This window comes from Asticcacaulis machinosus, from assembly GCF_028550435.1.
In the GTDB taxonomy this organism is placed as follows: domain Bacteria; phylum Pseudomonadota; class Alphaproteobacteria; order Caulobacterales; family Caulobacteraceae; genus Asticcacaulis; species Asticcacaulis machinosus.
Map to the genome: position 1 here is coordinate 363,631 of NZ_JAQQKV010000003.1, position 26,406 is coordinate 390,036.

General features: G+C 57.1%; 15 protein-coding genes. 11 read left to right on the forward strand and 4 right to left on the reverse strand.

Annotated features, from left to right (window positions below; genetic code table 11):
* Window positions 1-3: 3 nt before the first annotated feature.
* Window positions 4-1,251, reverse strand: coding sequence for an ROK family transcriptional regulator (locus tag PQU98_RS15185; RefSeq protein WP_272745802.1), 1,248 nt, complete (start codon window positions 1,249-1,251; stop codon window positions 4-6).
* Window positions 1,252-1,722: 471 nt separating this feature from the next.
* Here PQU98_RS15185 and PQU98_RS15190 point away from each other — a divergent pair, with 471 nt between their 5' ends.
* The 8 genes from PQU98_RS15190 to PQU98_RS15225 all read left to right on the forward strand — a co-directional run bounded on the left by PQU98_RS15190 (window position 1,723) and on the right by PQU98_RS15225 (window position 18,965).
* The gene (locus PQU98_RS15190) at window positions 1,723-4,698 is read left to right on the forward strand and encodes a TonB-dependent receptor (protein WP_272745803.1); all 2,976 of its coding nucleotides are present in this window, start codon (window positions 1,723-1,725) and stop codon (window positions 4,696-4,698) included.
* 152 nt (window positions 4,699-4,850) lie between these two features.
* Entirely contained in the window at window positions 4,851-7,418 is a 2,568-nt protein-coding gene (locus tag PQU98_RS15195; RefSeq protein WP_272745804.1) for a GH92 family glycosyl hydrolase, read from the forward strand.
* A gap of 49 nt (window positions 7,419-7,467) precedes the next feature.
* Window positions 7,468-10,569 carry a glycoside hydrolase family 2 TIM barrel-domain containing protein gene (locus PQU98_RS15200; RefSeq protein ID WP_272745805.1) on the forward strand — a complete coding sequence of 1,034 codons (3,102 nt, stop codon included), beginning with the start codon at window positions 7,468-7,470 and terminating at the stop codon, window positions 10,567-10,569.
* Between the two features lie 58 nt (window positions 10,570-10,627).
* Window positions 10,628-13,354: a glycosyl hydrolase 115 family protein gene (locus PQU98_RS15205; RefSeq protein WP_272745806.1), complete on the forward strand. Its 2,727-nt coding sequence runs from the start codon at window positions 10,628-10,630 to the stop codon at window positions 13,352-13,354.
* 13 nt (window positions 13,355-13,367) lie between these two features.
* A complete protein-coding gene (locus tag PQU98_RS15210) occupies window positions 13,368-14,288 on the forward strand; it encodes a family 43 glycosylhydrolase (protein ID WP_272745807.1) in 921 nt (306 codons plus the stop codon).
* A gap of 18 nt (window positions 14,289-14,306) precedes the next feature.
* A complete protein-coding gene (locus PQU98_RS15215) occupies window positions 14,307-16,361 on the forward strand; it encodes an alpha-L-fucosidase (protein ID WP_272745808.1) in 2,055 nt (684 codons plus the stop codon).
* Window positions 16,362-16,379: 18 nt separating this feature from the next.
* A complete protein-coding gene (locus PQU98_RS15220) occupies window positions 16,380-17,927 on the forward strand; it encodes a tryptophan halogenase family protein (protein ID WP_272745809.1) in 1,548 nt (515 codons plus the stop codon).
* The gene (locus PQU98_RS15225; protein ID WP_272745810.1) at window positions 17,928-18,965 is read left to right on the forward strand and encodes a glycoside hydrolase family protein; all 1,038 of its coding nucleotides are present in this window, start codon (window positions 17,928-17,930) and stop codon (window positions 18,963-18,965) included.
* Window positions 18,966-19,028: 63 nt separating this feature from the next.
* On the opposite strand, the gene PQU98_RS15230 is transcribed toward PQU98_RS15225, so the two are convergent.
* Genes PQU98_RS15230 through PQU98_RS15240 form a run of 3 tightly spaced genes read right to left on the reverse strand, consistent with a single transcriptional unit; the run spans window position 19,029 to window position 21,167 of the window.
* Complete coding sequence (locus tag PQU98_RS15230; RefSeq protein ID WP_272745811.1) at window positions 19,029-19,850, reverse strand: SDR family oxidoreductase; 822 nt, start codon at window positions 19,848-19,850, stop codon at window positions 19,029-19,031.
* Between the two features lie 49 nt (window positions 19,851-19,899).
* On the reverse strand, window positions 19,900-20,295 hold the full coding sequence (locus PQU98_RS15235) for a GlcG/HbpS family heme-binding protein (RefSeq protein ID WP_272745812.1): 396 nt from the start codon (window positions 20,293-20,295) through the stop codon (window positions 19,900-19,902).
* 11 nt (window positions 20,296-20,306) lie between these two features.
* Window positions 20,307-21,167 carry an oxidoreductase gene (locus PQU98_RS15240; protein ID WP_272745813.1) on the reverse strand — a complete coding sequence of 287 codons (861 nt, stop codon included), beginning with the start codon at window positions 21,165-21,167 and terminating at the stop codon, window positions 20,307-20,309.
* 113 nt (window positions 21,168-21,280) lie between these two features.
* Here PQU98_RS15240 and PQU98_RS15245 point away from each other — a divergent pair, with 113 nt between their 5' ends.
* The 3 genes from PQU98_RS15245 to PQU98_RS15255 all read left to right on the forward strand — a co-directional run bounded on the left by PQU98_RS15245 (window position 21,281) and on the right by PQU98_RS15255 (window position 26,181).
* Window positions 21,281-22,174 carry a LysR family transcriptional regulator gene (locus PQU98_RS15245; RefSeq protein ID WP_272745814.1) on the forward strand — a complete coding sequence of 298 codons (894 nt, stop codon included), beginning with the start codon at window positions 21,281-21,283 and terminating at the stop codon, window positions 22,172-22,174.
* A gap of 139 nt (window positions 22,175-22,313) precedes the next feature.
* Window positions 22,314-25,316, forward strand: a complete 3,003-nt coding sequence (locus tag PQU98_RS15250) for a DUF4982 domain-containing protein (protein ID WP_272745815.1) — start codon at window positions 22,314-22,316, stop codon at window positions 25,314-25,316.
* A gap of 28 nt (window positions 25,317-25,344) precedes the next feature.
* Window positions 25,345-26,181 (forward strand): sialate O-acetylesterase, encoded by an 837-nt coding sequence (locus PQU98_RS15255; RefSeq protein WP_272745816.1) that lies wholly within the window; start codon window positions 25,345-25,347, stop codon window positions 26,179-26,181.
* Window positions 26,182-26,406: the final 225 nt, after the last annotated feature.

Sequence of the window (26,406 nt, forward strand, 5' to 3'; positions counted from 1 at the left end):
TACTCAGGCGTATTCCGTCTTCATCAGCACTTCCGGGGTCGGCAGGTAACGGTTCTGAAACACCAGCATGGCAGCCCCCATAGGCGCGGCGTCCTCTACGGCTTTGGCCGGTCGAACCTGAGCGACAGAGGGGGCTTGCGGAAGCCGCAAGGCCAACTGCTCATTCAGGCGGTTGCAGATACGCTCAATAACGGCGGCAGGCAGGCGGCCGCCAATAATGTGGGAGTCAGGATTCAGGGCGCAGTTCAAAACGGCGACGGTCCCCAGGAGTTCATCTGCCGCCAGCTTCGACCATATTTCAATGGCGTCAGCATGTTCGGGATGGTCCGGCTTTATATCTGATGGGGTCGAGGCGCTGATGCCGCGCTCAGCCAGAAACGCATACAAGGAATAGAGAGACAGATTATCCTGCACAATGCCGGGGTGGGAGGATTGGAAAAGGTCGCGGGCAATAAAGGCAATTTCACCGCTGCGCCCGTCGGCCCCCCTGTAGGGCTGGCCACCGATGATGATGCCGCACCCAAGTCCGGCGCTTATCAGGGTGAACATAAAATTCTGGTGAGAGCCGCCCCCACCAAAATGAAGTTCGCCAATGGCGGCCGCCGTCGCGTCGTTTTCGATATAGGCGGGCAGGGCGAGGGCTTCGGAAAAGAACTCGCACACATCGATCTGAGACCATATTTCATAGCCCGCGGGCTTATTTGGCAGGGGGATGTCGCCCAGCTTATCGGGGATGCCAATCCCAATGCCTGCCAGCCGGTTCATATTGAAGCGCTTTTCACGTTTCAGCCGGTCGATTTGTGCCTGTACGAAGCTCAGAACGTCATGCGGTAAGGCAAAGTGGCCTTCCATGCAGCAACTATCGACCACCTGCCCCCCGAAGTCCATCGCCACCAGAGTGGTATGATCTCTGTCAATATTCAGCCCCAGGGCGTAAGCCCCTTGCGGGCTTATGACAAACTTGCTGGCGGGCTGGCCCCGGCTGCCCAGCACCTTTCCGCTGGTTTGGATAAGCCGCTCCTCCAGCAATCGATTCGTGATCTTGGCCACGGCGGGCGGTGTCAGGCCGGTGATGGCGGTCAGTTCGGTGCGGGTTATAGAGGCGTTTGACCGGATGGCCTGAAGGATGACGCGCTGATTGTGTTCGCCGGCGCGCACAAGATTTGTGCCGGACAGGCCTTCTGACGCTATCGGGGGCTTGCGCAGGGTGGTTTGCGTCATCTCTTCAAAATCGATTCCCGTATAGGTCATTTTACGCGACTCCTTCAAAGCATAGCCCGTTGTCTGCGGAAGTCAGGCCATTTTCCAATTGGCATTACCAATTAAACACTGTGTGTATTGAGGCTTACATTAAGTCAAGCGGTATTGGCCTTACCATCCGCCGTGATCACAAGGTGTGAAATGTTAGCGCTAAAATATGTTTTAAAGATAAGTATTTTAAAATTCATATTTAAAAGCAAGCAAAAACAATCAATTGTGATTGGTCTGTGACTTTTTTGTATCATTGTCAAAATTAGACATGAGTATATGGTCGTACAAATTGACTAATCGATTTTCCATTGATAACTGATTGGTCAGACCTATTGTGCCAATTTTGGTATGACGGCTAATAAAGAAAAAACCGGCCTGAGACCGGTGCAATCAGGAAAGGAAATTGCGGTGTATCCAGTGAACTCTCATGCCAGCCTTGCTTGGAGAGCGGCGCTTTTAAGTGCTACGATTATGGGCGGATTGCCTGTGATGGCCAGTGCGCAGGAAGCTGCGCCGGCGGACGAAGACATTAATACGGTCGTCGTCACCGGCATCAAGAAAAGCTATATCGACGCTGTGCGCGCCAAGCGCGCTAATATCGAAGTTACCGACGGGATTTCGTCGGATGGTCTGGGCCGTTTCCCAGACCTTAACGTCGGTGAGGCCTTGCAGCGTGTGCCAGGCGTCCAGATCAACCGTGAAGCCGAAGGCCGTAACGCCACGATCAACGTCCGCGGTATGCCTGGCTCCTATGCCCAGACGACCATTAATGGTGTGGCGTTCGCCGCACCGCCGTCTCTGGCGAATGATCAGGGCTCGCCCTTGGGTGCCTTCAACTCCGACATCTTTTCGGCGTTTGTCATCCAGAAGTCTCCGATGGCCAATGCGCCGTCCGGCGGCCTGAGTGGTAACGTTGACATGCAGATTGCGCCGGCTCTGTCCCGTAAGGACGGTGGCATGATCAAGGGAGCTTATGAATATAATGAGCTGGGTGGCACTGTGGCGCCTGCGTTCACCTTGGGTTACAATAAGCATCTGAGTGAAAATCTGGCCGTGTTTGGTACGGTGGCCTACCGGAAAGAAAATTTCCGCCGCGATACCCTGCGCTTTAACGGTTACAGCCGTCTGACCCCGGCCTTGACGGGCCTGACCAATGCCCAGTTTGCGGCGACCTATGGGGACTACTATTCGGCCTCGGCCTGCCCGACGTCTGGTTCCTTCTGTCAGCCTCTGGCGACGGTTCTGGGGACTTCGGCTTTTAACACCAGCACGACCGGTTCAAAAGGCAATACCGGCGTTTATGCGCTGGATGCCATTCGTCAGTATACCCGTACCAACGAAGGCGACCTGTGGACGGCCTCGGGCGGCATGGAGTGGAAGCCAAACACCAGCACCAAGGTCGGTATTGTCGGGTACTACACCGATCGTGACCTGCCAAAGACGACCCAGCACTTCCTGATCAACGCGGTCTGGGCGGGGGCGGGCACCATGACGCCGTCAGGCACGCCGGTGCAGACTTCGGATGGCCGCTGGCTTTACGAGACGGTCACCCATAACAACTTCCCGGCCAAGATCTCGACGCGTCAGTATGGTCAGCATCAGAAAGCCGGCGGTATCGTCGCTAATGCCGAGTGGTCGAGCGAAGAATGGAAAATTGACGGGGTGCTTGCCCTGTCTAAAGGTGAAAACTCATCGATTGAAACTGAGCTGAATCTTCAGACCAACTCGGTCAGTGGTGGCGGAAGCAATGGCATCAGCGGGACAATCACGACTGGCTTTGGCGATCTGGATGACTTCAGCTATTCGGTCACGCCGTCGCCACAGAACAGACTGTTTACGTCTGGCTGGGTCTGGCAGGGTGCGCCCAACAGCATTAATGCCAATGCCTCTGATCCTGCCGGATATCTGCAACCGGGTGGTGTCTACTACTTCAGCCTGAGTGGTTCAGAATCCCTTGCGGAAGAAACGGTCAATTCGGCGCAGGTCAATGTCGAGCGTTTCGTGGACTTCGGCCCGATCAAGAGCATCAAGGGCGGCGTTCAACTGCTGCAGAACAAGTTCCAATCCCGCGGCTTCCGCAATATGGGTTACGGTCTTCAGATGCAGAACATCACCGCGGACATGGTCTATACCCCGTCCTTCGTCGGTGATTTCATGAATGGCAATGCCGATATCACTACCAACTGGATCACGTTTGATGCGGAGCGCTTCATTAAGGCGGTCACACCGGTAACGCCTTACACCCCGTCCGGTGGTGGGCTGACGACGGCGGGCTTTAATATCCAGTATGCCGACGGTGCCTTTGCCGACTATAACTATAATACCCAGAACGATGTATCTCAGGCCTATATCCAGTTCAAATTCGATACGGATGTTCTGGGCCATCGTGTCCGCGGTAATTTTGGTACACGTTATGAATCGACCGACAACACAATCGATTCCTACGATGTCATCACGCCGTTCACCAACTCGGTCGGTTCGCTGTCAAACTTTGAATGGCAGAGCATTGAGAACAGCTATGACTACTGGCTGCCGTCCGCCATCTTTGCGGCGGATATTACCGATGACCTGCTGTTACGCGGCGCCTACTATAAGACCTATGTGCGTCCGCAGGCGCGTCAGTTCTCGCCGGTCACCCGTATAACGCCGTCGCAGACCCTGAATGCCGGCCTGTCGACCCCCTCGATCAGCGTCTATGACACCAGTGTGCGGATCGGTAATAACAAGCTCCAGCCGTATCTGGCCGACTCTTACGATCTGTCGCTGGAGTGGTATAATCGCCCGGGTGGTATGGTCTCTCTGGCCTATTTCAAGAAGATCATCACCGGCCGTGTCGTGGCGACGTCTGATCCGGCCATTCTGTGTCCGTCGGATGGTTCGACCTGGGGCTTTGGCGCATTGTCATGGGACGGTCAGTACTGCACCGCCACAGCTCTGAGCACACCGACACGTATCGTTCACGTCAATGCGTCGGGGGCCTATAACCTTGACAAGGACACGACTGTGGAAGGTGTCGAGTTCGCTATTCAGCAGAACTTTGACTTCCTGCCGGGCTTCTGGCGTAACTTCGGCGGTAACTTCAACTATGCCTATACGGAATCCAAGAGCCCGGCCATCGCTCCGTTCCCAGGGATTTCAAAACACGCCGCCAATGCGATCCTGTTCTATGAAACCTCCAAGTACGGTATCCGGGCGGTTTACAACTACCGCACCGATTACCCGCTCAATGCCAACGGCACCTACACCGGCGGTGCTCGTTCGGTAAAGGAACGCGGTCAGCTTGATCTGTCGGCGTCTTATAACCTGACCGATGCGGTGACCATCTCTCTGGATGCTTACAACATCACCGACGAGAAGCGTTACGAGTATGAGAACGATGAGCGTTTCGTGCGCTGGATCGATTATGACGGCCGTACAGTCACCCTGACCGCGCGCGCTGTTTTCTAAAAGCTTCCTCCCCCTGGGCGGGCCAGTTTCTCCTTTCTGGCCCGCCATTTTTCTTTTTGGAAGTAGGGGGGGACGATGTAAATTTTAATGGCGGGCGCTCATGCGTTGCCATATTTTATTTTGCCAAAAAACATAAGCAGGAAGGGACATTCATGACCCAATTTTACCGCGCCATATGGCTGGCGTCTGGGGTAGTTAGTCTGTCTCTTATCAGCGTGGCTGTGGCCGCGCAGGCACCGGCGCTTTACACCCTGCCGGATCTGCGGATTGGGCTGGGCAATGACAACGAAGGCGATACTATTCCGGGTGTCGCGCGCCCCAACGGGTCGATCCATCCGTCGCCTGAAACACTTAATCCCAATAATTCCGGCTATAATCCCGTCGAAAAGATCAGCGGTTTCGGGCAGTTGCATACCCAAGGCTCCGGCGGGGTCACGACCTATGGCACCTTTCTATTGTCGCCGCAGGTGGGCGTGCCCGAATTTGATGAGCCGGCGCACCTGTCGGACAAGGCCAATGTGACGATGGCCGCCGATTACTACAGTGTCGATCTGGCCCGCTATGCGACACGGGTGGAGATCACACCGGCCCACTATTCGGCCATTTATCGCCTGACCTATCCCAAAAGTAACGAGGCGCAACTCGTTTTTGACGTGACGCGTAAAGTGGGTGGCGTGGTTGCCTCTGAACTGGCGGACGTAAAGCTCTACCCGAAAGAGGGTAAAGTCGTCGGTCACGTTAAGGCTAAGGGCTATTGGAACCCGGCGCTGATTGATATCTGGTTTGTCGCCCGCGTCAGTCAGATGCCCACAAAGTGGGGCATTTTCGATAAGGGAGCGACTAAGGCAGGCGCCACTCAGGCCGCGACCGGCCCTGATGAGCGTCTGGGGGCATGGCTGACCTTCAAGGGCGATCCCCAAAAACTGGTTCTGGTCAAGCTGGCCGTGTCGTTTACCAGCGCTGAAACGGCCGAAGCGCTGCTAGATAAGGAAATTCCGGGCTGGGATTTCGAGCAGGTGCGCAAAGATGCGCAAACGGCTTGGAACACACGCCTGTCCAGAATTGAGGTGTCCGGTCTTAATGAAGCCCAAACCCGCCGCTTTTATACCGCCCTGTACCATAGCTCGATTCAGCCGCGTGATCGTTCGCTGGATCAGCCGACCAAGGAAATGGGGCGACCCAACTGGGATGATCACTATACCCTGTGGGACACCTATCGGACCCTGTTCCCGCTGATGTCGATCCTGTCGCCTAAGGATTATGCGTCAAACATCAATTCGCTGATCCATACCTATGACAAGCTGGGGGCAGCGGACACGGCCATTATCGGTGGCCAGAACTATCATGTGGGCCAGGGTGGGGATGAAGCGGACAATGTGATTGGTGAGGCCCTGATCCGGGATGCCAAGGGCATTGACTGGAATGATGCCTATCGTCTGACCCATTTCAATGCGTTTGAGCGCCGCCGTCCGCGCTATCTGGAAAGCGGCTATTTCGGTGTTGGTGACTTAAGTCCCGAACCCAATAATCAGCGCGCCAAGTCGGGCTCATCGACGCTTGGGTTTGCGCTTAACGATTATTTCGCTGCTCAGGTGGCCAAAAAAGTCGGTAAGACTGATGAAGCCGAACGCCTGATGACGCGCTCGGCCAATTGGAAAAAGATCTGGAACCCGGCGACCACCAGTGATGGCTTCAGTGGTTTTCTCATGCCGCGTTATCCGGATGGCACGTTTCAGGATATCGATGCCAAACTCGGCTGGGACGGTAAGGTTCACAATAATGTCGGCTATTACGAAGGCACGGCCTGGGTTTATTCTTACGGTATTCTGCACGATATCGACGGCATGGTCGAGGCTATGGGCGGGCGGGTGCGCTTTAATGAGCGTTTGCAGCACGCGCTTAGCTCGCACCTGATCGATATTACCAATGAGCCATCGTTCTCCACGCCGTGGCTGTTCCATAATATCGGTCGCGCCGACCTGTCATCCTATTGGGCGCGCGACACGTTCAAATATTTCACGGATACGGCTTATCCCGGCGATGAAGATGCCGGTGCGATGAGTTCCAACTATGTCTTTAACCGTCTGGGCCTGTTCCCCAAGCTGGCCAGTGATCGGTATTATCTGCACGGTCCGCGTCACGTGCGCAGCGTCATTCAGCTTGGCGAGGATAAGTCTCTGGAAATCGTTGCGGATAATGCCGGGGATGGCCTGCCCTATATTGCGGGCGTGACCCTGAATGGAACGCCGCTGGAGGCACCATTTGTCACTCAGGCACAGGTGCAGGCGGGGGGTAAGCTGGCCTTTAGCATGAGTGCAACGCCGGGGCAGTGGCTCTATGACGGCGCGGTCGTGACCACAATCTCAAGCGTAGCCGAACTGGTTGATGGTAAATCCTCAACGGTCTGGACAGCCAAATCCGGTGATAGCGCCACCTTTGAGCGAACGGCGCCAGTATGCCTTAAGGCCTATACGGTCAGCACGAGCGACCCATCAACGCCGCCGTCAGCCTGGCGTGTCGAGGGCTGGGATGGCAAGCGCTGGGTCGCGCTTGATACCCGCAAGGGTGAGGTGTTCGATCAAGCCTATATGACCAAAACCTATGACCTGAAAGCCAGGGCCTATGCCCGCTATCGTTTTGCCCTGACGGCAGGCAAGGCGGTCAAGGTTGCCGAGGTTGAACTGATCGCGGCGCCGTCATCGGCCTGTGCTGTGAATTAATAACGATCGTCGGGCGGGCCGCAGAGCCCGCCGACGCGGAGGATTGATTATGCGTAGCCCTATTGTAACGGCGCTCACGGCTCTGGCTCTGGTGCTGGCGACACCGGCTCTGGCTCAGGTGGCGCCGCGCGCCGAATGGGAGCAGCCGGAGGTAGTGGCGGTGAACCGCGAGCCGATGAAGGCGACGTTCTTTAATTTTGAGCGCCGGGATCTGGCGCTGGCGGGAGATATGTCGGCGTCGCGCAATTACCTCTCGCTGGACGGGACGTGGGATTTCAAGTTCTCGAAGGGCGTAGAGACGCGGCCTAAAGATTTCTATAAAGAAGCCACGACGGGTTGGGATAAGATCCAGGTGCCCGGCATGATTCAGGCCCAAGGGCAGGGCAAGTTCGGGACCCCTGAATTCTATAATATCCAATATCCGTTCCCGATGAACGAGCCCTTCATCCCGCATGACGCCAATGAGGTCGGATCGTATAAGCGCAGCTTTGAGGTCAGCGCCGACTGGGCCGGTCGTGATGTGTTCCTACATATCGGGGCGGCGGGCGCGGCCTATTACATCTGGGTCAACGGTGAAAAGGTCGGCTATTCCGAAGACTCCAAACTGCCGTCGGAATTTAATGTCACCAAGTTCCTGAAAGCCGGTACCAACAGTATCGCGATTGAAATCTACCGCTATGCCGATGGCTCCTATCTTGAGGATCAGGATTTCTGGCGCCTGTCAGGGATCGAGCGCAGCGTTTATCTCTATGCTGAGCCTAAAGTCCGTTTGCGCGATTATACCGTCACGGCCTCCCTCGATAAAACCTACACCGACGGCACCTTTGCCCTGGAGGCCGAACTGGCCGGTGTCAAGGGATCGGGGACGATCACCGCCACGGTCTATGACGGCGACACTCAGGTGCTGAAAACCACAGCCAAGGCCTCGACCACTAAACCGGCTAAACTGACCGGCACGATCAAGGGCGTCAAAGCCTGGTCGGCGGAAACGCCGAACCTCTATCGTCTGGTGATCGAATACACAGATGCCAAGGGCAATCTGATTTCAGCCACCTCACGCAAGATCGGTTTCCGCACGGTCGAAATCCGCAATGGCGAAGTGCAGGTCAATGGCAAGCGGGTGATGATCAAGGGCGTCAACCGCCATGAGCACGACCCGAAAACTTACCGCGTCATCTCAGAAGCGTTGATGCGCACAGATATCGAACTGATGAAGCAGGCCAATGTCAATGCGCTGCGCACCTCGCACTATCCGAACGATCCGCGGCTCTATGATCTGGCCGACGAATACGGCCTCTATGTCATGGACGAGGCCAATGTCGAGAGCCACGAATATATGACTCTGGGCCGTGACAAGGGCGATACCAGCGTCCAGTTGGGCTTTAAACCACACTGGAAAGTCGCGCACCTTGATCGGGTGTCGCGCATGGTTGAGCGCGACAAGAATTCGCCGTCCATCATCTTCTGGTCGCTGGGCAATGAAACCGGCGTCGGCCCGAATTTTGAAAACGCCGCCAAATGGGTTCGGCAAAATGACAAGACCCGCCTGTTGTCCTTCCTGGGCTACAGCGCCCTGACCGAGGAACATAGGCCCAATGCTTATGTCGATATCTATGCGCCCATGTATGACGATATCGACCGGATGCGTGACTATGCCGAAGATCCGCAGTTCACCCAGCCGATGATCCAGACCGAATATGCCCATGCTATGGGCAATTCGCTCGGCAATTTTGAAGACTATTGGCAAACCATCCGCGCCCACAAAAAGCTGCAGGGCGGGTTCATCTGGGATTGGGTCGATCAGTATGTCTATGCCAAGGATGACAAAGGCCGCACCTATTGGGCGTCAGGCTTTGATCTTAACCCCAAACGCGGCGACAACAGTGTCATCGGTGATGGCGTTATCAAGGCCGATCGCACCCCTGATCCGGAATATTACGAACTGCGTCAGGTGCAGGCGCCGGTGGCGTTTGAACGCGACACAGGCGGCAATATTGTCGTCGAAAACCGCTATGATTTCATCGACCTGTCGGGCTTTGACCTGCGCTGGGATGTCCGCATCGATGGCCGTGAAAGTGCCCGTGGTGTGCTCACAACTGTGCCGGTTAAGGCCGGTGAGCGCCAGACGATCCCCTTTAGCCTGCCCGCAATCGGTGATGACGGCGAGGCCATACTGACGGTGCGGGCCATCGCCCGTGACGGTGCGATCAAAGGCGTGCCGGCGGGCACCGAACTGGCCTTTAATCAGTTCACCTTGCGGGTGGCCGCGCCTCTGGCGGCTCCTGTTTCAGGGACTGTAAAAATCGCAAAGTCTGCCGATGCTATCTCCTTAAGTGCGGCGCGCAATCAGTTAACGGTCGATACCCGAACGGGCCTGATCCGCTTTGATGAGGCGGGCAAACAACTGCTGAATGGGGGTGCGCCCAACTTCTGGCGCGGGCTGACTGATAATGATGTCGGCATCGGCCTTGAGAAAAGCCACCGCATCTGGAAGGACTATACCGAGCACCGCCGGGTGCGCGCCATTGAAACCGGCGCTGATTTCGTCCGGGTCAACTATGCGCTGGGCCAAGGCGGGGGTCGCTTTGATATTACCTACCGGATGGCGGGCGACGGTCAGGTCGATGTGACGGCGGCGTTTACCCCCGAAAAAGACGATTTGCCTGATCCGTTGCGAGTCGGCCTGCGTTTCAATTTCGATCCGGCGATGGATGACCTGAGCTGGTATGGCAAGGGGCCGCACGAAAGTTACGGCGACCGCCATACCGGCGCGGCGCTTGGGCTATATCGCGGTTCGGTTCGGGCCCAGTATCACGACTATGCCCGTCCGCAGGAAAGCGGCAATAAAACCGATGTGCGCTGGTTGTCGCTGTCGGACGATAAGGGGCGCAGCCTCAAGGTAACCGGGGCGCAGCCTCTGTCGGTCAATGCGCTGGCCTTCCCCTATGAGGATCTTTACGTCCGGCCGCAGGGCACCTGGAAGTCCTCCGATATCGCGCCTCACGGCGAAGGCTCGCTGCTGATCGACATAGCCCAGTCAGGCGTCGGTGGCGATACGGGCTGGAATACGATCGGACGGCCACTGGTGAAATACCGCGTACCGCTGGCGCCGGTCAGTTATAGTTTCCGCCTGTCATCCAGTGAGAAGTAGGAGGTTGCCGATGGTTCGCTCATGGCTGTTATCGGGACTATTATCCGGGGCCGTGCTTATGTCCGCATCGTCGGCGCTCAGTGCCGAGGTCACCCTGTTTGACGGCACAAACAAGATCGGCGTCGTCCACGATAAGGGCCGCACGCTGGAGTTGGCCGCGCAGATGCTATCGCGCGATGTTGAGGCCCTGACCGGACACACCGCAAAGGTCTCAACCCGTCTGCGCGACTGCCCGCAAGTGTGCGTGGTCATCGGCACCTATGATTCGGCGCTGATGGCCAATCTGGCCAAATCCACAGGCGTTGATCCGTTGGCCCTCAAAGGTCAGTGGGAGCGCTATGGCCGCGCCGTGCTGCAAAAGGACGGTAAAACCTATGTGCTGATCTATGGCTCAGACCGCCGGGGTGCGGTGTACGGCGTAACCGACCTGTCGCGCGAACTGGGGGTGTCGCCGTGGGAGTGGTGGGCCGATGTCAAGCCGCGCCGGACTGAGCGGCTGGTGATTGATGACGCCGCACGCCTGTCCCAGACTCCTTCGGTGCAGTATCGCGGTATATTCCTCAACGACGAAGATTGGGGCCTTGAGCCGTGGGCGGGCAAGACCTTTGAGCCCGATGTCGGCAATATCGGGCCAAAGACCTATGCGCGGGTCTATGAACTGATGTGGCGGCTGAAGGCCAATACTCTGTGGCCGGCCATGCACATCAATACGGTGCAGTTTTACGGCCTAAAGGGCAATCCAAAGGTGGCCGATGACTATGCCATCATTATCGGCACCTCCCATGCCGAGCCGATGATGCGCAACAATCTGCGCGAATGGGATGAGGCCCGCAACGGGCCGTTCAATTTTACCGTCAATCGCGACAAAATCCTCAACTACTGGCGCACCCGCCTTAAGGAAAGTGCGCCTTACGAGAACATCTATACCGTAGGCCTGCGCGGGATTCACGATGGGCCGATGCAGGGCGCCGATACGCTTGAGGCGCGCAAGGACGTGTTGCAGTCGGTGATCGGCCTTCAACGCAACCTGTTCAAGTCCGCTCTGGGGCGCGCACCGGAAACCGTGCCGCAGACCTATGTGCTCTATCACGAGCTTCAGGAAGCCTATGACGCCGGGCTGAAATTGCCGGATGATGTCACCCTGATGTGGGCCGACGATAATTACGGTTATATCCGCCGCCTGAGTAACGCTGAGGAGCGTAAGCGTAAGGGCGGATCAGGGGTATATTACCATGTCTCCTATTGGGGGCGGCCTCATGATTATCAGTGGCTGGGCACTAACCATCCTGAGTTGCTGCGCTCTGAAATGCAGAAAGCTTACGCGCTTGAAGCGCGTCGTATCTGGATACTCAATGTCGGTGATGTTAAACCGCTGGAATATCTGACGCAGTATTTCCTTGATCTGGCGTTTGATGCGGACCTTCTGAAATCAGGCCCAAGGGCGCATCTGACGTGGTGGGGTGATGAAACCTTCGGGGCCGGAAACGGGGCTGAAGTTGCCGATATCATGATGGGCTTTTATGATCTGGCGTTTGAGCGAAAGCCTGAATATATGGGCTTTTCCGAAACCGAGCCGGTCACGCCGGTCACCCAGAGCGATTTCGTCAAACCCGATGGGGAAAAGGCGCAAGGCCGTCTGGCCGCCTATGCTGATCTGGTGGCGCGCGCTGAGGCGTTGGGGGCGCGGTTGCCGGTGGATCGTCAGTCGGCCTATTTTGAACTGGTGCTCTATCCGGTCAGAGGGGCGGCCAATCTGAACGCACGGGTGCTCAATATCGATCTGGCCGGTCTCTATGCCCGTCAGGGGCGCGCCAGTGCCAATGTATACTCTGACCGTGCCCGCGCCGCCCATCAGGCCATCGTGGCCGATACCGCCACCTATAATGGTCTGGAAAACGGCAAGTGGAACCGCATGATGGATATGGTGCCGCGGCGATTGCCAGTGTTTATGGAGCCGGTCTATCCGCAGTGGTCACCGTCATCGCAACCGGACTGCGCGACGGCCGTTGCGGGCGGCTGGTGGAATGATGAAAACGCCCTGACCTTTGTGACGGGCCAGCCGCGCAGCCGGGTGATCGAGCTTTTTTCGCGCCAGACAACCGATCAGAACTGGTCGTTGAAAGCCCCCAAAGGCGCGCTTAAGCTTTCATCCGAAAGGGGCACTCTCAACGCAGCCAATGGCTGGGAGCAGCGCCTGACCGTCACCTATGACGGCACAACCGAACTGGGACCGATCGATATTCAGTGCGGCGGCAAAACGATCCGCATCCACACAAAATTGCTGCCTGCACCGGCACCGGCTGATTTTGTTGAAAATGATCGCCGCGTGGTCATACCGCTGGCCAGCCAAAGCGATGCGCGCTGGGAGCGGCTGGAGGATCTGGGGCATACAGGTGCTGCGTTGCGTTCTCGTCTTGATCTGCCAACCTTGCAGGCCCCGGACGGCGAGCCCCTGCGTTACCGGTTTTCGACCTATAGTTCTGTGGGCGGCAGCCTTAATCTGGTCGCCTTGCCGGTTCACGCGCTCAATCCGGGCACGGGCGTGAAGGTCGCGGTGCAACTGGATAGCGGCCCCATAGAAGTGTTTGATTTCTCAACGGTGGGCCGCAGCGATCAGTGGCGAGCCAATGTGCTGACAAATAAGGCCGTGCAAACCCAGCCTCTGCGGATGCTTAACGCCGGAGCCCATGAGCTTAAGATCTGGCCCCTCGACCCCGGTGTGGTTTTGGACCATGCTGAAATCCGGCTCGATGGGGCGGACAAATATTATGGCATCGTCGAATAATAAGGAGCAGGACATGAAACGGAAATGGGCAGGATTTATCACGGCAACTTTGATGATCGCAGCCAGTGCGGCGGTGGCGCAAACCCCAATCTCGCCGCGCTTTAATGCCGACCCGTCGCCCCATGATTTTAAGGGCAAGGTCTATGTCTATGCGACCGATGATGCGTCCAATTCGGGTAAATATTGGGATTCGACCACATGGCGGCTCTATTCGTCTAAGGACATGAAAACCTGGTCGGACGACGGCGCTTTCCTTGGCGTCAGTGTCTTTAAATGGGCCAAGCCTGACGCCAAGGCCTGGGCACCGGAAGCCGCTTACCGCAACGGCAAATATTACTTTTACGCCCCGGTCGGCGGTGACAAGATCGGCGTGGCGGTGGCCAGCAAACCGCAGGGGCCGTTTAAGGATGCCCGCACCGATGCCCTGATCGATAAGGCGCGTGACGCCAATGCCGGTGATGAACCGATCGATCCGGCGGTAATGATTGATGATGACGGTCAGGCCTATTTGTTTTTTGGGACGCGCGTGCCCAAGGTCATTAAGCTCAATAAGGATATGGTCACGACCTCCGGGCCGATCATGAACGTCGAAATCACCGGTTTCCCAGCCAGTGACCCTAAGAAAAAATACGGCGAAGCGCCGTTTTTACATAAGCATAACGGGCTATATTATTTCAGCTTTTCGACCGGATGGCCGGGGCAGATTGTCTATGGCACCTCCAAATCACCCACAGGGCCCTTTGAATATCGCGGTGTGATCTTCGATTATCTGTCTATCAGCACCAACCATCAGGCGATCATCAAGCGGGCCGGTAAATGGTGGTTCTTCTATCATGATAACCTGTTGCCGGGCGGGGGCAGCCACCGCCGCTCGATCAGCTTTGCCCCTCTGATCCATCGCCCTGACGGCACCATCGAAGAGATCAAGCGCTAAAAATCAGGACACAGGCCAATGTTCCATCTATCGCGCAGGCAGGTTGTGTTGGGCGGAGCCGCGGGTTTAGGGGGCCTGGCTGAGGGCGCTTTTGCTGCTGCCGGTGTTCAGCCCTATGGTGCTGTGCCGTCTGCGCGTCAGGCGGCGTGGCATCGGCTCGAAACCTATGGTTTTGTGCACTTCACCATCAATACCTTCACCGATCGGGAATGGGGATATGGCGACGAATCTGCCTCCCTGTTCAATCCATCTGACTTTAGTGCCAATCAGATTGTTGAGGCTGCGCAAGCGGGTGGCCTGAAGGCTCTGATCCTGACGGCCAAGCACCATGACGGCTTTTGCCTGTGGCCCAGCGCCTATACGGAACATTCAATCAAAAATAGTCCCTACAAAGCCGGTAAAGGCGACATCGTACGCGAACTGGCTGAGGCCTGTGCGCGTAAGGGGCTGAGGTTCGGCACCTATCTGTCGCCGTGGGATCGTAACCACGCCGAATATGGCCGTGACGCCTATGTCCGCTATTATCACAACCAACTCGAAGAACTGACCACACAATACGGTCCCTTGTTTGAGGTGTGGTTTGACGGCGCTAACGGGGGCGATGGCTATTATGGCGGCGCGCGCGAACGCCGGCGCATTGATGGTGCGACCTATTATCAGTGGGATCGCGTGCGCGAAATCGTTCGCCGCAACCAGCCGCAGGCGGTGATGTTTGCCGATGCCCATATGGATATTCGCTGGGTCGGTAACGAAGAGGGACACGCGGGCGATCCATGCTGGCCTACGGTTGACGCGACGCCCTTTACCAAGGCCAAGGGCAATAGCGGCACGCGTAATGGCGACATCTGGAATCCGGCGGAAACGGATGTGTCTATCCGGCGCGGCTGGTTCTGGCACGCCGACGAAGCTCCACGCAGTGCCGCCAATCTGCTGCGGCTTTATTTTGAGTCGGTAGGGCGGGGTTCAAACCTGTTGCTCAACATGGCCCCTGACCGGCGCGGGCGGGTGCCGGACGAAGATGTGCGTGAACTAAAAGCCTGGAAGGCCCTGCGCGATCAGCTTTATGCGGTTAATCTCGTAAAAGGCGCCACGGTGACGGCCTCAAGCCACTTGTCGTCACAATATAAGGCCGCCAACCTCCTGTCCGACACGGCATATTGGGCAGCCAAGGTTAAGGATCGCATCAGCGCCTGGGTTGAGGTCAAATTGCCGACAGCTCAGACCTTTGATGTTATCCGGCTGGCCGAAGATATAAATCTGGGCGTTCGGGTAGACACATTTGCCATCGATATATTTAAGGCAGACGGCTGGCAGCAGGTGGCGCAACATCAGTGCATTGCCTATAAACGCCTTGTCCTGCTGCCGACGCCGGTCACGACCGACCGTGTGCGGGTGCGTTTCGTTAAGGCCGATGCGTCGCCGGTTATCGGGCAGTTTGGCCTGTTCCTCAAGCCTGCGGTCATCGAAGCCCCGGAGATACGTCGCGACCGGTCGGGCATGGTCACACTTTTAGCCGCCAACCCAAAGGCGGCGATCTATTTCACGACCGACGGTTCAATACCTGCCGCGTCCAGTCCGCTCTACACGCATGCGGTATCGCTGGTGGACGGCGGCGTGATCAAGGCCGTCGCCCGCTTGCCGGAAGGCACGGTCAGTGAGGTGTCATCGGCCAGTTTCGATGTGTCATCGGCCTCATGGAGGCTTGTAAAGCCTGAAGCTATCCCTTTCTCAGGCGCAAAGTTCTCCGGCCCGTCAGGCGTCCCCTATGAAGTGATTATCGACCTGAGCCATCCTTACGATCTTTTGGGCATTACTCTGTCACCGGGGGAGACCAATCCCTTGCTCAGCGAAGGGCCGCCTGCGGGTTACCAGATATGGATCAGCGCGGACGGCAAGGACTGGGGTGCGCCGGTGGCTGAGGGCGAGTTTTCCAACATCGCCAATAACCGCGCCCTTCAGACTGTCCGGTTCAAGGCTCCGGCTAAAGGGCGCTTTGTCCGGCTGGTGCTGCCTCATCCCGTCGCGGGCAGCCAGAAAGTCGCTTTCAAAGACTTTGGTATCGTCACGCGTTAACCTCAGTGGGATTTCATTATGTCTCAGCCGATCAGGAAAGTGGTCATTGCCGGGGGCGGCACCGCCGGATGGATGACGGCGGCGTGGTTTGCCAAAACGCTTAAAGGCGATGTCGAAGAGATCGTTCTGGTCGAAAGCGACGAGATCGCAACGGTGGGGGTCGGTGAGGCGACAACGCCTTATATTCAGGTTTATAATCAGGTGCTCGGCATCGATGAGGCCGCCTTCCTGAAATTCACCGGCGGCACCTGTAAGCTGGGCATCGAGTTTGAAGGCTGGGGGCGAGAAGACAACCGCTATTTCCATCCGTTTGGGGCCTTTGGACGCGATTTTGGCGCCTTGCCGTTTCATTCGGCGTGGTTGCGTCATGCGCTGGAGACCCCTTCGGATAGTCTTGAGGGCTATAATCTTCAGGCGGTGGCCGCACGAGCAGGCAAATTCATGCCGCCGTCTGGAGCCAATTCACCGCTGGCCGAAATCACCTATGCCTACCATTTCGATGCCACCCTCTATGCCCGTTTTCTGCGCCAGATGTCGGAAGCGGGTGGGGTGAGGCGGGTCGAAGGCAAAATTGAGACGGTGTTGACCGACGATCGCGGTTTCATCACCGGCCTTAAGCTGAACGGCGATCGTCAGATTGATGGCGATCTGTTTATCGATTGCACGGGCTTTCGGTCACTATTGCTGGGCGAAGCGCTGGGCGTTGGTTTTGAGGACTGGAGCCACTGGCTGCCCTGCGACCGCGCCTATGCGGTGCCCACGGCGACAACGGCGCCGCCACCACCTTTTACCCGCTCCATAGCGCACAGTGCCGGGTGGCAATGGCGTATTCCGCTTCAGCATCGTAACGGCAACGGCATTGTCTTTTCAAGTGCGTTCATGGATGAGTCCGAGGCCGTATCGCATCTGATGTCCAGCCTGAGTGAGCCGGCGCTGTCTGAACCGAGGCGCATTGCGTTTACCACCGGCCGCCGCAAAAAGTTCTGGCACAACAATTGTGTGGCTATCGGGTTGGCGTCAGGGTTTCTTGAGCCCTTGGAATCGACATCAATCATGTTGATCCAGAACGGCATTGCCCGCCTGCAGTACCTGTTTCCGGATCGGGCGTTTGAGGCTGCTGACATCGACGCCTATAATGCCGACATGACACGCGAATACGAAGAGGTGCGCGATTTCCTGATCCTGCACTATCATGCTGGCACACGCCAGGACAGTGACTTCTGGCGCTACTGTCAGAGTATGAAAATACCGGAGACCCTGTCGGCCAGATTAGCCTTGTTTGAGAGCCGGGGCCGTATTCCGCCTGAGCGCGGTGAGCAGTTTCGCACCGGCAACTGGCTGGCAGTCATGTGGGGGCAGGGCTTGCGCCCCCGTCAGGCCGATCCCTTATCGTTGAGTATTCCTCATGCCGACCTTGGCCGTGCCTTATCCGATATGCGTCAGGTGATTGCGGCCTGTGGTGACCGGATGCCCGCGCACGGCGCCTTCATACACCACTATTGCCGCAGCGATACCGGCATGGCCCCGCAGGCTGCCCTGCATGACAAGACTCAAAGGAAGCCCTGAATGACCGGAAAGGTAATCTTACGCCTGATATCGGCGGTTTTACTGACGCTGATTGTGGCCGTGACACCGGTGCTGGCGCAAACGGGGCCGGCGGCAAAACCGATGTACCGCGATCCGGTTCATGACGGTGCGGCGGATCCGGCCATCGTGTTTGATGAGGGCGCGAAGCTGTGGCGGATGTTTTATACCAATCGTCGCGCTGATGTGAAATATCCATCGATTGAAGATGTGTCGTGGGTGCACGGCACGCATATCGGCGTGGCGACTTCAAAAGACGGGCTGCACTGGAGCTATGATGGCATTGCCAACATCCCCGAACATTGCACCGGCCCAACCCTGTGGGCACCGGATATCATATTCACCAGGGGCGAATACCATATGTATCTGACCGTGGTGAACGGGGTCTTCAAGGCGTGGGGAGACCCTGCCGCAAAACCCAGGATCGTTCATCTGACCAGTCGCGATCTGAAATCATGGGCGTGCCAGGGGGAGCCGGATCTGGGATCAAGCACCGTTATCGATGTCTCAACCCTAGAGATGTCACCGGGTACGTATCGCATGTGGTACAAAGACATGAAGGAAGGTCGGATTTATTCAGCGAAATCTGACGATCTAAAGAGCTGGGTGCGCGACGATAAGCCCGCGTTTGCCGGGCGCGGCGAAGGGCCAAAGGTGATCCGGCTGGACGGTATCTACTGGATGCTTATCGATTCATGGAAAGGCCTGAGCATCCAGCGCTCCGAGGATGGGGTGAACTGGGAATGGCAGCCGGATCGTATTCTGGAAATGCCGGGTATATATCCGACTGACAGGGAAAAAGGACAGCATGCTGATGTCGTCGTCAGCCGCGAAGCGGACGGGACCGAACGCGCTCTGATCTATTATTTCGTCCATCAGGGGCAGGAGGATGCTGCCAAAACCGATCCCTACTGGCAGCACCGCACCGTTTTGCAGGTAGCCGAACTTCGTGTTGTAAACGAACACATGTCGGTTGATCGCAATGCGGCCGTTACTCAGGGGCTGGCAAGCGGTCGATAGAGTAATCGAAGTGGCCTTTAGGGGGAAAGGGACGGTACTTTAGGTACCGTCCTGTCAGGTGACTTAAATCTGGTTATCCCAGGCCGCTAATTGATGTGTTTTCAGCATGTCCTCGATGGCTTTGGGCATGACATTGCGGAACTTTCCGGTGTCAGCCGGAACCACGTCAATCATGGTGTCGATCATTTCCTGTGCGTCCATCTTGCCTTCAGGTGTAGCGAAAAAGTCGTCAAAGCCCTTACGCAAATCGGCACGCTTAGTGAAGTGTACCTTGTCGTCCAGCCAGCGGAAGGGATTGTCGGCCATGGTCTCGTTATAGCCGGTGTAGTAGGCGCCCGGATTGATGGTCTGAATTTTGATGTCATAACCTGCCAGTTCCTGTTGCAGGGCTTCGGCGATCGATTCCAGCGCATGTTTGGTCGAGACATAGGTGCCCCAGTTGGCCGGGGTAAATAGCCCGCCCATTGATGAGGTAAAGACCACCTTCTTACCGGCATTACGGCCTTCAGTGATCCACTTACGTACCACTTGTTGGGTCAGTTCCAGCGGCAGGAAGACATTGACCTCGTAGTTCTTGCGCACCAGATCAAGCGGGATTTCCCACACCGGCCCGGCTTCGCCCATGCCGGCATTGTTCCACAGGATGTCAAAGTCGAGCCCGACCGCCTGTTTGATATCGTAAGGATCGGTCAGGTCGAGGCGGTGGACCGTAATCTTGTCGCTGAGGCCGAGGCGCTCAACCTCTTCACGCAAGGCCGTGACCTGAGACGCTACATGGACGGTGGCGATGATGGTGTGGCCATTGCGGGCCATGCCAATGGCTGCGCCCTTGCCGAAGCCGCCCGCGGCACCAGTGATGAGAATGGTTTTCGAGTGAGTAGACATAACAAAGTTCCTTTCAGATGAAGATCAATGTGTTGGAGCGGGAACGCGACTAAAGGGTTTGGGTGGCGGCTTTAGCGATCTCACGGTCCTGAGAGGGCGCGCCGCCCGATACGCCAACGGCACCCAGAAACGTGCCATCGGCCGCGGTGAGCGGCAGACCGCCGGGGAAGGCCATCAGGCCACCGTTTGACAGTTCAAGTGTCGGGGCGGGGGCGGCGGGTTTGCAGTAGTCCCAGACGCTTTCGCTGGGGATCCGGAAGAGGGCGGCGGTTCGGGCCTTGCCCAGAGCGACGTCGATGGCACCGAGAACCGCGCCGTCCATGCGGGCAAAGGCGGTAAGGTGCACGCCGGCATCAACTATGGCGATGTTTACGGGGACGCCGATGGCAACGGCGTGGGCTTCGGCGGCGGCAAGGGCGCGCTGGGACTGTTCGAGGGTGAGCATGGGAAAGTTCCTTATTCGGCGGCGGCGTGGGCTTCGGGGGCGAAGTCGGTCGATTGTGACAGCCCGCGCCATTGGCGGGTTTCGCGTTCGACCTGAGCATGTTTGTCAGCGATGCGTTGCAGGGCATCGCTACCGAGCGGCAGTCGCAGGGGCGGGGTGTCGGTCGAGGCCAGTTCGAGGATGGCGGCGGCCAGCTTATCCGGATTCCCCGGCTGGGCGTGGTTGAGGTCGGCGGCCAGATGGCGCATCTGGCCCACCGTGTCGGCGTAATCGGCGATCTCACGGGCGACCTTCAGCGATGTATCATCAAGGAAGTCGGTGCGGAAGAAGCCGGGTTCAACGACCGTGGCATGGATGCCCAGAGGCGCTAACTCCATCGACATCGCTTCGGTCAGGCCTTCGACGGCGAACTTGGTCGAGCCATAGACGCCCCAGCCGTAATAGGCCATGTAACCGCCCAGTGAGGACAGGTTGATGATATGGCCGGAACGCTGCCGGCGCATCTGTGGCAGCACGGCACGGGTGACGTTGAGCAGTCCGAAGACGTTGGTGGCATAGAGGCGTTCGACCTCCGCCGCTGTCGCTTCTTCAACCGCCGACAGCAAACCGTAGCCGGCATTGTTGACGAGGACATCAATGCGACCGAAGTGCTTGACGGCCGCCGCCACGGCGACTTGCGCCTGAGCTTCGGAGGTGACATCGAGCGGCAGGGCCAAAAGATTAGGGTGATGCCCAAGTGCGGTTTCGATGGCCTCAACCTTGCGGCCGGTGGCAACCACCTGATCGCCTGCGTCAAGCGCGCTCTGGGCAATGCGCACACCAAAGCCGCGAGTGGCGCCGGTGATGAACCAGACTTTACGAATTGTTTTCATTGGGTTTCCTTTCGATCGAGCCGCTTCCCTGCGGCCATGATTGAAAGGTACGCCCAGTTATCTCCTGAATTAATCCCTTGATTTTTCCATATAGTACTGAAATAAATTCAGCAATGAGCCGTCTTGATCCCAACGATCTATCGACCTTTATCGCTATTGCGCGCCAGAAAAGTTTTCGTAAAGCATCGGAAGAACTGGGTGTAACGGCATCGGCGCTGAGCCATGCCATGCGCACGTTAGAAGAGCGGTTGGGCGTGCGTCTGCTTAACCGGACCACGCGCAGTGTGGCCCTGACGGAGGCCGGACAAAGGCTGTACGATCGTGTGACGCCGGCGTTTCGTGATATCGACGATGCGATCGAGGATCTCAACCGTTTTCGGGATCGGCCAGCGGGTTCAATCCGCATTAACGCGGCCCGGCTGGCGTGTCATCTTGTGTTGTTACCTTTGCTTTCGGGCTTTACCCGAAGCTATCCGGATGTGTCCGTGGAGGTGGTTTCCGATAATGCGTTGAGCGATATTGTGGGTAAGGGCTTTGACGCCGGCGTGCGTTTCGGCGAAGCATTGGCGGCGGACATGATCGCCATCCCGCTGGGGCCGCGTAAGCGCTTTTCCGTTGTGGCGTCGCCTGAGTTTCTTACCAGGCATGGCGTGCCCAAAACACCTCATGATCTGCGGCATTTTCCATGTATACGCTACCGTTTCGATAGCGGGGCTCTGTATCGCTGGGAATTTGAACGCGGGCCGGAAGCGCCGGAGGTTGAGGTCGCAGGCCCTGTTACCGTCAATGACCTCGATCTGATGGTCAGGCCCGCGCTTGACGGCCTTGGGCTGGCCTACGTGTTTGAGGAGCAGGTGGCCGCCTATATTCAATCAGGGCAACTGGTGGAGGTTCTGTCAGACTGGTGCCCTTACTATCCGGGTTTCTTCCTCTATTATCCCAGTCGTCGACAAATGCCCGCGGCGCTGAGAGCCTTTGTCGACCATGTAAGAGCGCAACGGTTTTGAGGGGTTGTTGGCGCACTATTTATAGAAGCGCCTAAATAAAATTCGTGCGTGATGGCGACGGAATATGATTGTAATTGCGTTATTGGTCTGACCAATGTAATGGTATTGGTCAATTAAGATCAACAGGAAACGCTGACCCATGCCCTATATCCGCGCGCGTACCTTTGTGGCCGTTCTGATTTTGAATGCCGGACTGGCCGTAACCTTACCGGCGCAAGCGCACCGCGCCTCGGCCTTCGTATCTTCTCCGCGCGAAAGCTACAGCTTCGATCACGGCTGGAAAATGACGACCGGCGATGATGCGAAAGCCTCCGAGATGGGCTTTGACGATAAGGGCTGGCAGGATGCGGTTCTGCCCAATGCCTTTAATGAGGAAGAGGCCTTTGCGTCGGACATTCACCTGCAAAAGACCGGCATTACCTGGTATCGCAAGCATTTCAAGCTGCCGGCCGGTGCAAAACCTGAGCATGTTTTTGTGGAATTTGAAGGCGTGCGTCATATCGCTGACGTCTGGGTTAATGGCGAAAAGATCGGTTATAACGAAAACGGCGTCATGGCGTTCGGGTTCGATATCGCTAAGGCCCTGAAAGCAGGCAACAATGTCATCGCCGTGCGCGTTGATAACGACTGGGCGGCCCGCGAACGCACCACCAAAACCCGCTATCAGTGGGCGGACAAGAATTTTTATGCCAACTATGGCGGTATCAATAAGTCGGTAGGACTTCACCTGACCGGCGGCGTCTACCAGACCTTGCCGTTATGGTCATCGCTGGAAACGACCGGCGTCTATATCTACGGCAAGGACTATGACATCGCGGGAAAGGCCGCGACCGTCCATGCTGAATCCGAGGTTCGCAATACGACATCTGCGCCGCGTACCCTGACCTACGGCGTGGAAATCCGTGACCTGGACGGCAAGGTGGTGGCGAAGTACGCCGGGCAGCCAGTCACCGTCGCTCCCGGCCAGACCGCGACCCTCAGCGCCGAACAACGGGTGGGTGATCTCAATTTCTGGTCATGGGGCTACGGCTATCTCTATACGGTGACCACAACCTTGAGCGAAAACGGCAAAGTCATTGATGCCGTCGATACCCGCACCGGGTTTCGCTCGACTTCATTTGACAATGGTAGAGTAACCTTGAACGGTCGCGTCCTTATGATGAAGGGCTATGCCCAGCGCTCCACCAACGAATGGCCGGGCGTGGGCATTTCCGTACCCCCGTGGATATCGGACTTTGGCAATAATCTGATGCTGGAAGGCAATGGCAATCTGGTGCGCTGGATGCACGTCACGCCGGCAAAGCAGGATGTGGAATCGTCGGATCGTCTGGGTCTGATGCAGGCCATGCCGGCCGGCGACTCAGAGGGCGATCCCCAGGACCGGCGCTTTGATCTGCGGGTTGATCTGATGCGCGATGCGATCATCTATAACCGCAATAATCCGTCCATCATTATGTACGAAAGCGGCAATAAGGGCATCACCGAAGCCCACATGGCGCAGATGAAGGCCGTGCGCGATCTTTATGATCCTCATGGCGGGCGTGCCATTGGGTCGCGTGAAATGATGGGCTCACAGATCGCCGAATATGGCGGTGAGATGCTCTATATCAACAAGTCGAAATCGAAGCCCCTGTGGGCGACCGAATATTCCCGTGACGAAGCGGCCCGCGCCTATCAGGACGACTTTACCCCGCCATTCCATAAGGACAGCCCCGCCTATAACCGTAATGTGGAATCGATCGCGGTAGAAAACGTCAAGCGCTGGTGGGACTTTTACCGCTACCGTCCGGGCACCGGCGACCGCGTCAGTGCAGGCGGCGTGAACATCGGCTTTACCGACTCAAATTCGCATTTCCGTGGCGACAACAACTACCGTCGCTCCGGCGAAGTGGACGCCATGCGCCTGCCCAAGGACAGCCTGTGGGTGCATAAGGTGATGTGGGATGGTTGGGTCAATTCCGAAGGCTATCACACCCATATCATTGGTCATTGGAATTACACAGCGGGTGTGACCAAAGACATCTTTGTGGCCTCTAACGGCGACCGTGTCGAATTGTTCATAAACGGCAAATCCGTGGGGCAGGGCGAGAAATCCGATGGTTTCCTGTTCACCTTCAAAAATGTGGCCTATGCGCCGGGGGAACTAAAGGCGGTGGCGGCCTATGGCGACGGTAAAACGTCTGAGGATGTGCGCAAAACCACAGGCGCGCCGGTCGCGGTGAAACTGACGCCGGTTTATGGGCCGCGCGGCTTTGTCGCCGATGGCATGGACGCCATGCTGGTCGATGTCGAAGTGGTCGATAAAGACGGCAACCGTGTGCCGACCGCGTTCAATGCCATCAATTTCAAGCTGGACGGGGCTGCGATCTGGAAAGGCGGCCTCGCGCAGGAAGAGGTCGGGCCGAACGGTGCGGGTGACAAGAAAAAATCGACCAACTATGTCCTGTCTCAGGTTCTGCCGGTCGAAGGCGGCATCAACCGCGTTCTGATCCGATCCACCACCAAGGCAGGGAAGGTGACCCTGACCGCCTCAGCCGATGGCCTGAAAGGGGCGACGGTTTCAACCCGTACCAAGGCTATCGCCGTCAAAGATGGTCTGTCGAAAGTGTTTGCCGAAGACTATCAGCCGGTCAACCTTACGCGCGGACCGACACCTGCGACGCCTTCTTATACCGACGCCCGGCGCGGGGTGACGGTGGCGTCGATCACCGCAGGCTCCAACGCGGCTGATGCGGCCAAATCGCGTGACGATAACGAAGCTTCGGTCTGGAATTCCGATGGCACCGCAACAGGTGCGTGGATCGAATACGATTTGGGTACGCCGCAGGCCGTTGATATGGTCTCACTGCGCATGACCGGTTGGCGGGTGCGCAGCTATCCGCTGCATATCACCCTTGATGGTCAGACGGTCTATCGCGGTACGCCGGAAAAGAACCTCGGCTATGCCGATCTGAACTGGCCGGTGAAAACGGGGCAAAAACTCAAGATCGAGCTGATATCTCCGACCGAAGACCGTGACGGTTTCGGGAACATCATCGAAGTGACCACCGACCGTCAGGGGGCCTCTACCGGGGCAGAAAAAGTCAAAACCGGCAATATCCTGAGTATTGTCGAGGCGGACATTCTCGGCCCGGTGAAGTAGACTGTGGCTAAACCATCGGGGCGCCCCAATGTTAAAATTCCAATATATGGTCTGTCAGATCGCTATAGGGTTGTCTCTGTCGACCATCGCGCTTACCGAGGCGAAAACGCTCCCGCCTGCGGACATGGATATCTATCTACTGATGGGGCAATCCAATATGTCAGGGCGCGGCGATCTGGCTGAGCTGCCTGAGTCGTTGCGGGCTTCGGATATTGTGTGGCTTTACGGTAATGACGGAGTCTGGCGACCCGCTCAGGAACCGCTGGATGATCCCACAAACGAAGTTGATGCGGTATCCTCAGATGCCGGTAAGGCCGGTGTCGGCCCCGGTCTCTCCTTTGGTCAGGCAATGGCGGGAGGCTCACGCCCGATTGCTCTGGTGCCCTGTGCCAAAGGCGGCTCGTCCCTGTCGCAGTGGACGCCCGATACGTCACGGACACGCCTTTACGGATCGTGTCTGGCAAGAGCCCGTGAAGCTTCGGCTAAGGGCCGGATCGCCGGTGTTTTGTGGTATCAGGGCGAAACTGATGCCGGGCAGATGGCGACCGCGCAGGTTTGGGGCGAGAGGATGACAACCCTTATTGCCCGTATGCGTCAGGATATCGGTAATGCCTGCTTGCCCTGGGTGATCGTCGGGTTATCTGATCGGCCGGATCCCCTGCGCTGGCCCAAGCCTACGGATGGGTGGGCGCAGGTTCAGGCCGCACAGATTGAGGTGGCGTCATCAATTGCCAATGTGGGCTTCGTATCCGCTGCCGGTTTGCCCAAAAATGCGGATGGCATTCATTTATCAACTGCCGCGCAGTTACAACTGGGGCCGAAACTGGCTGCGGCGATGAAGCTGTTGAGGCGTCAGTCGTGTTGATTGACATTACGTGCCAGTTACGCGGGTAAGGGCATTTTTCACAAAGGGTTTCCGCATGTGGTATGCGCTGCACCCACAAAAGTGGTTGCCGCCACAAACGCGCTATGTGAGGTGCCCCTAGAATTGTAGACACCTTGCGTCTTCAAAATGCGTTGTCTGTCTTCGAAGTCAATGGGCGACAACATGCCATTGTTTGTGTGCTTGCGTTTGGGGTTATAGAACATC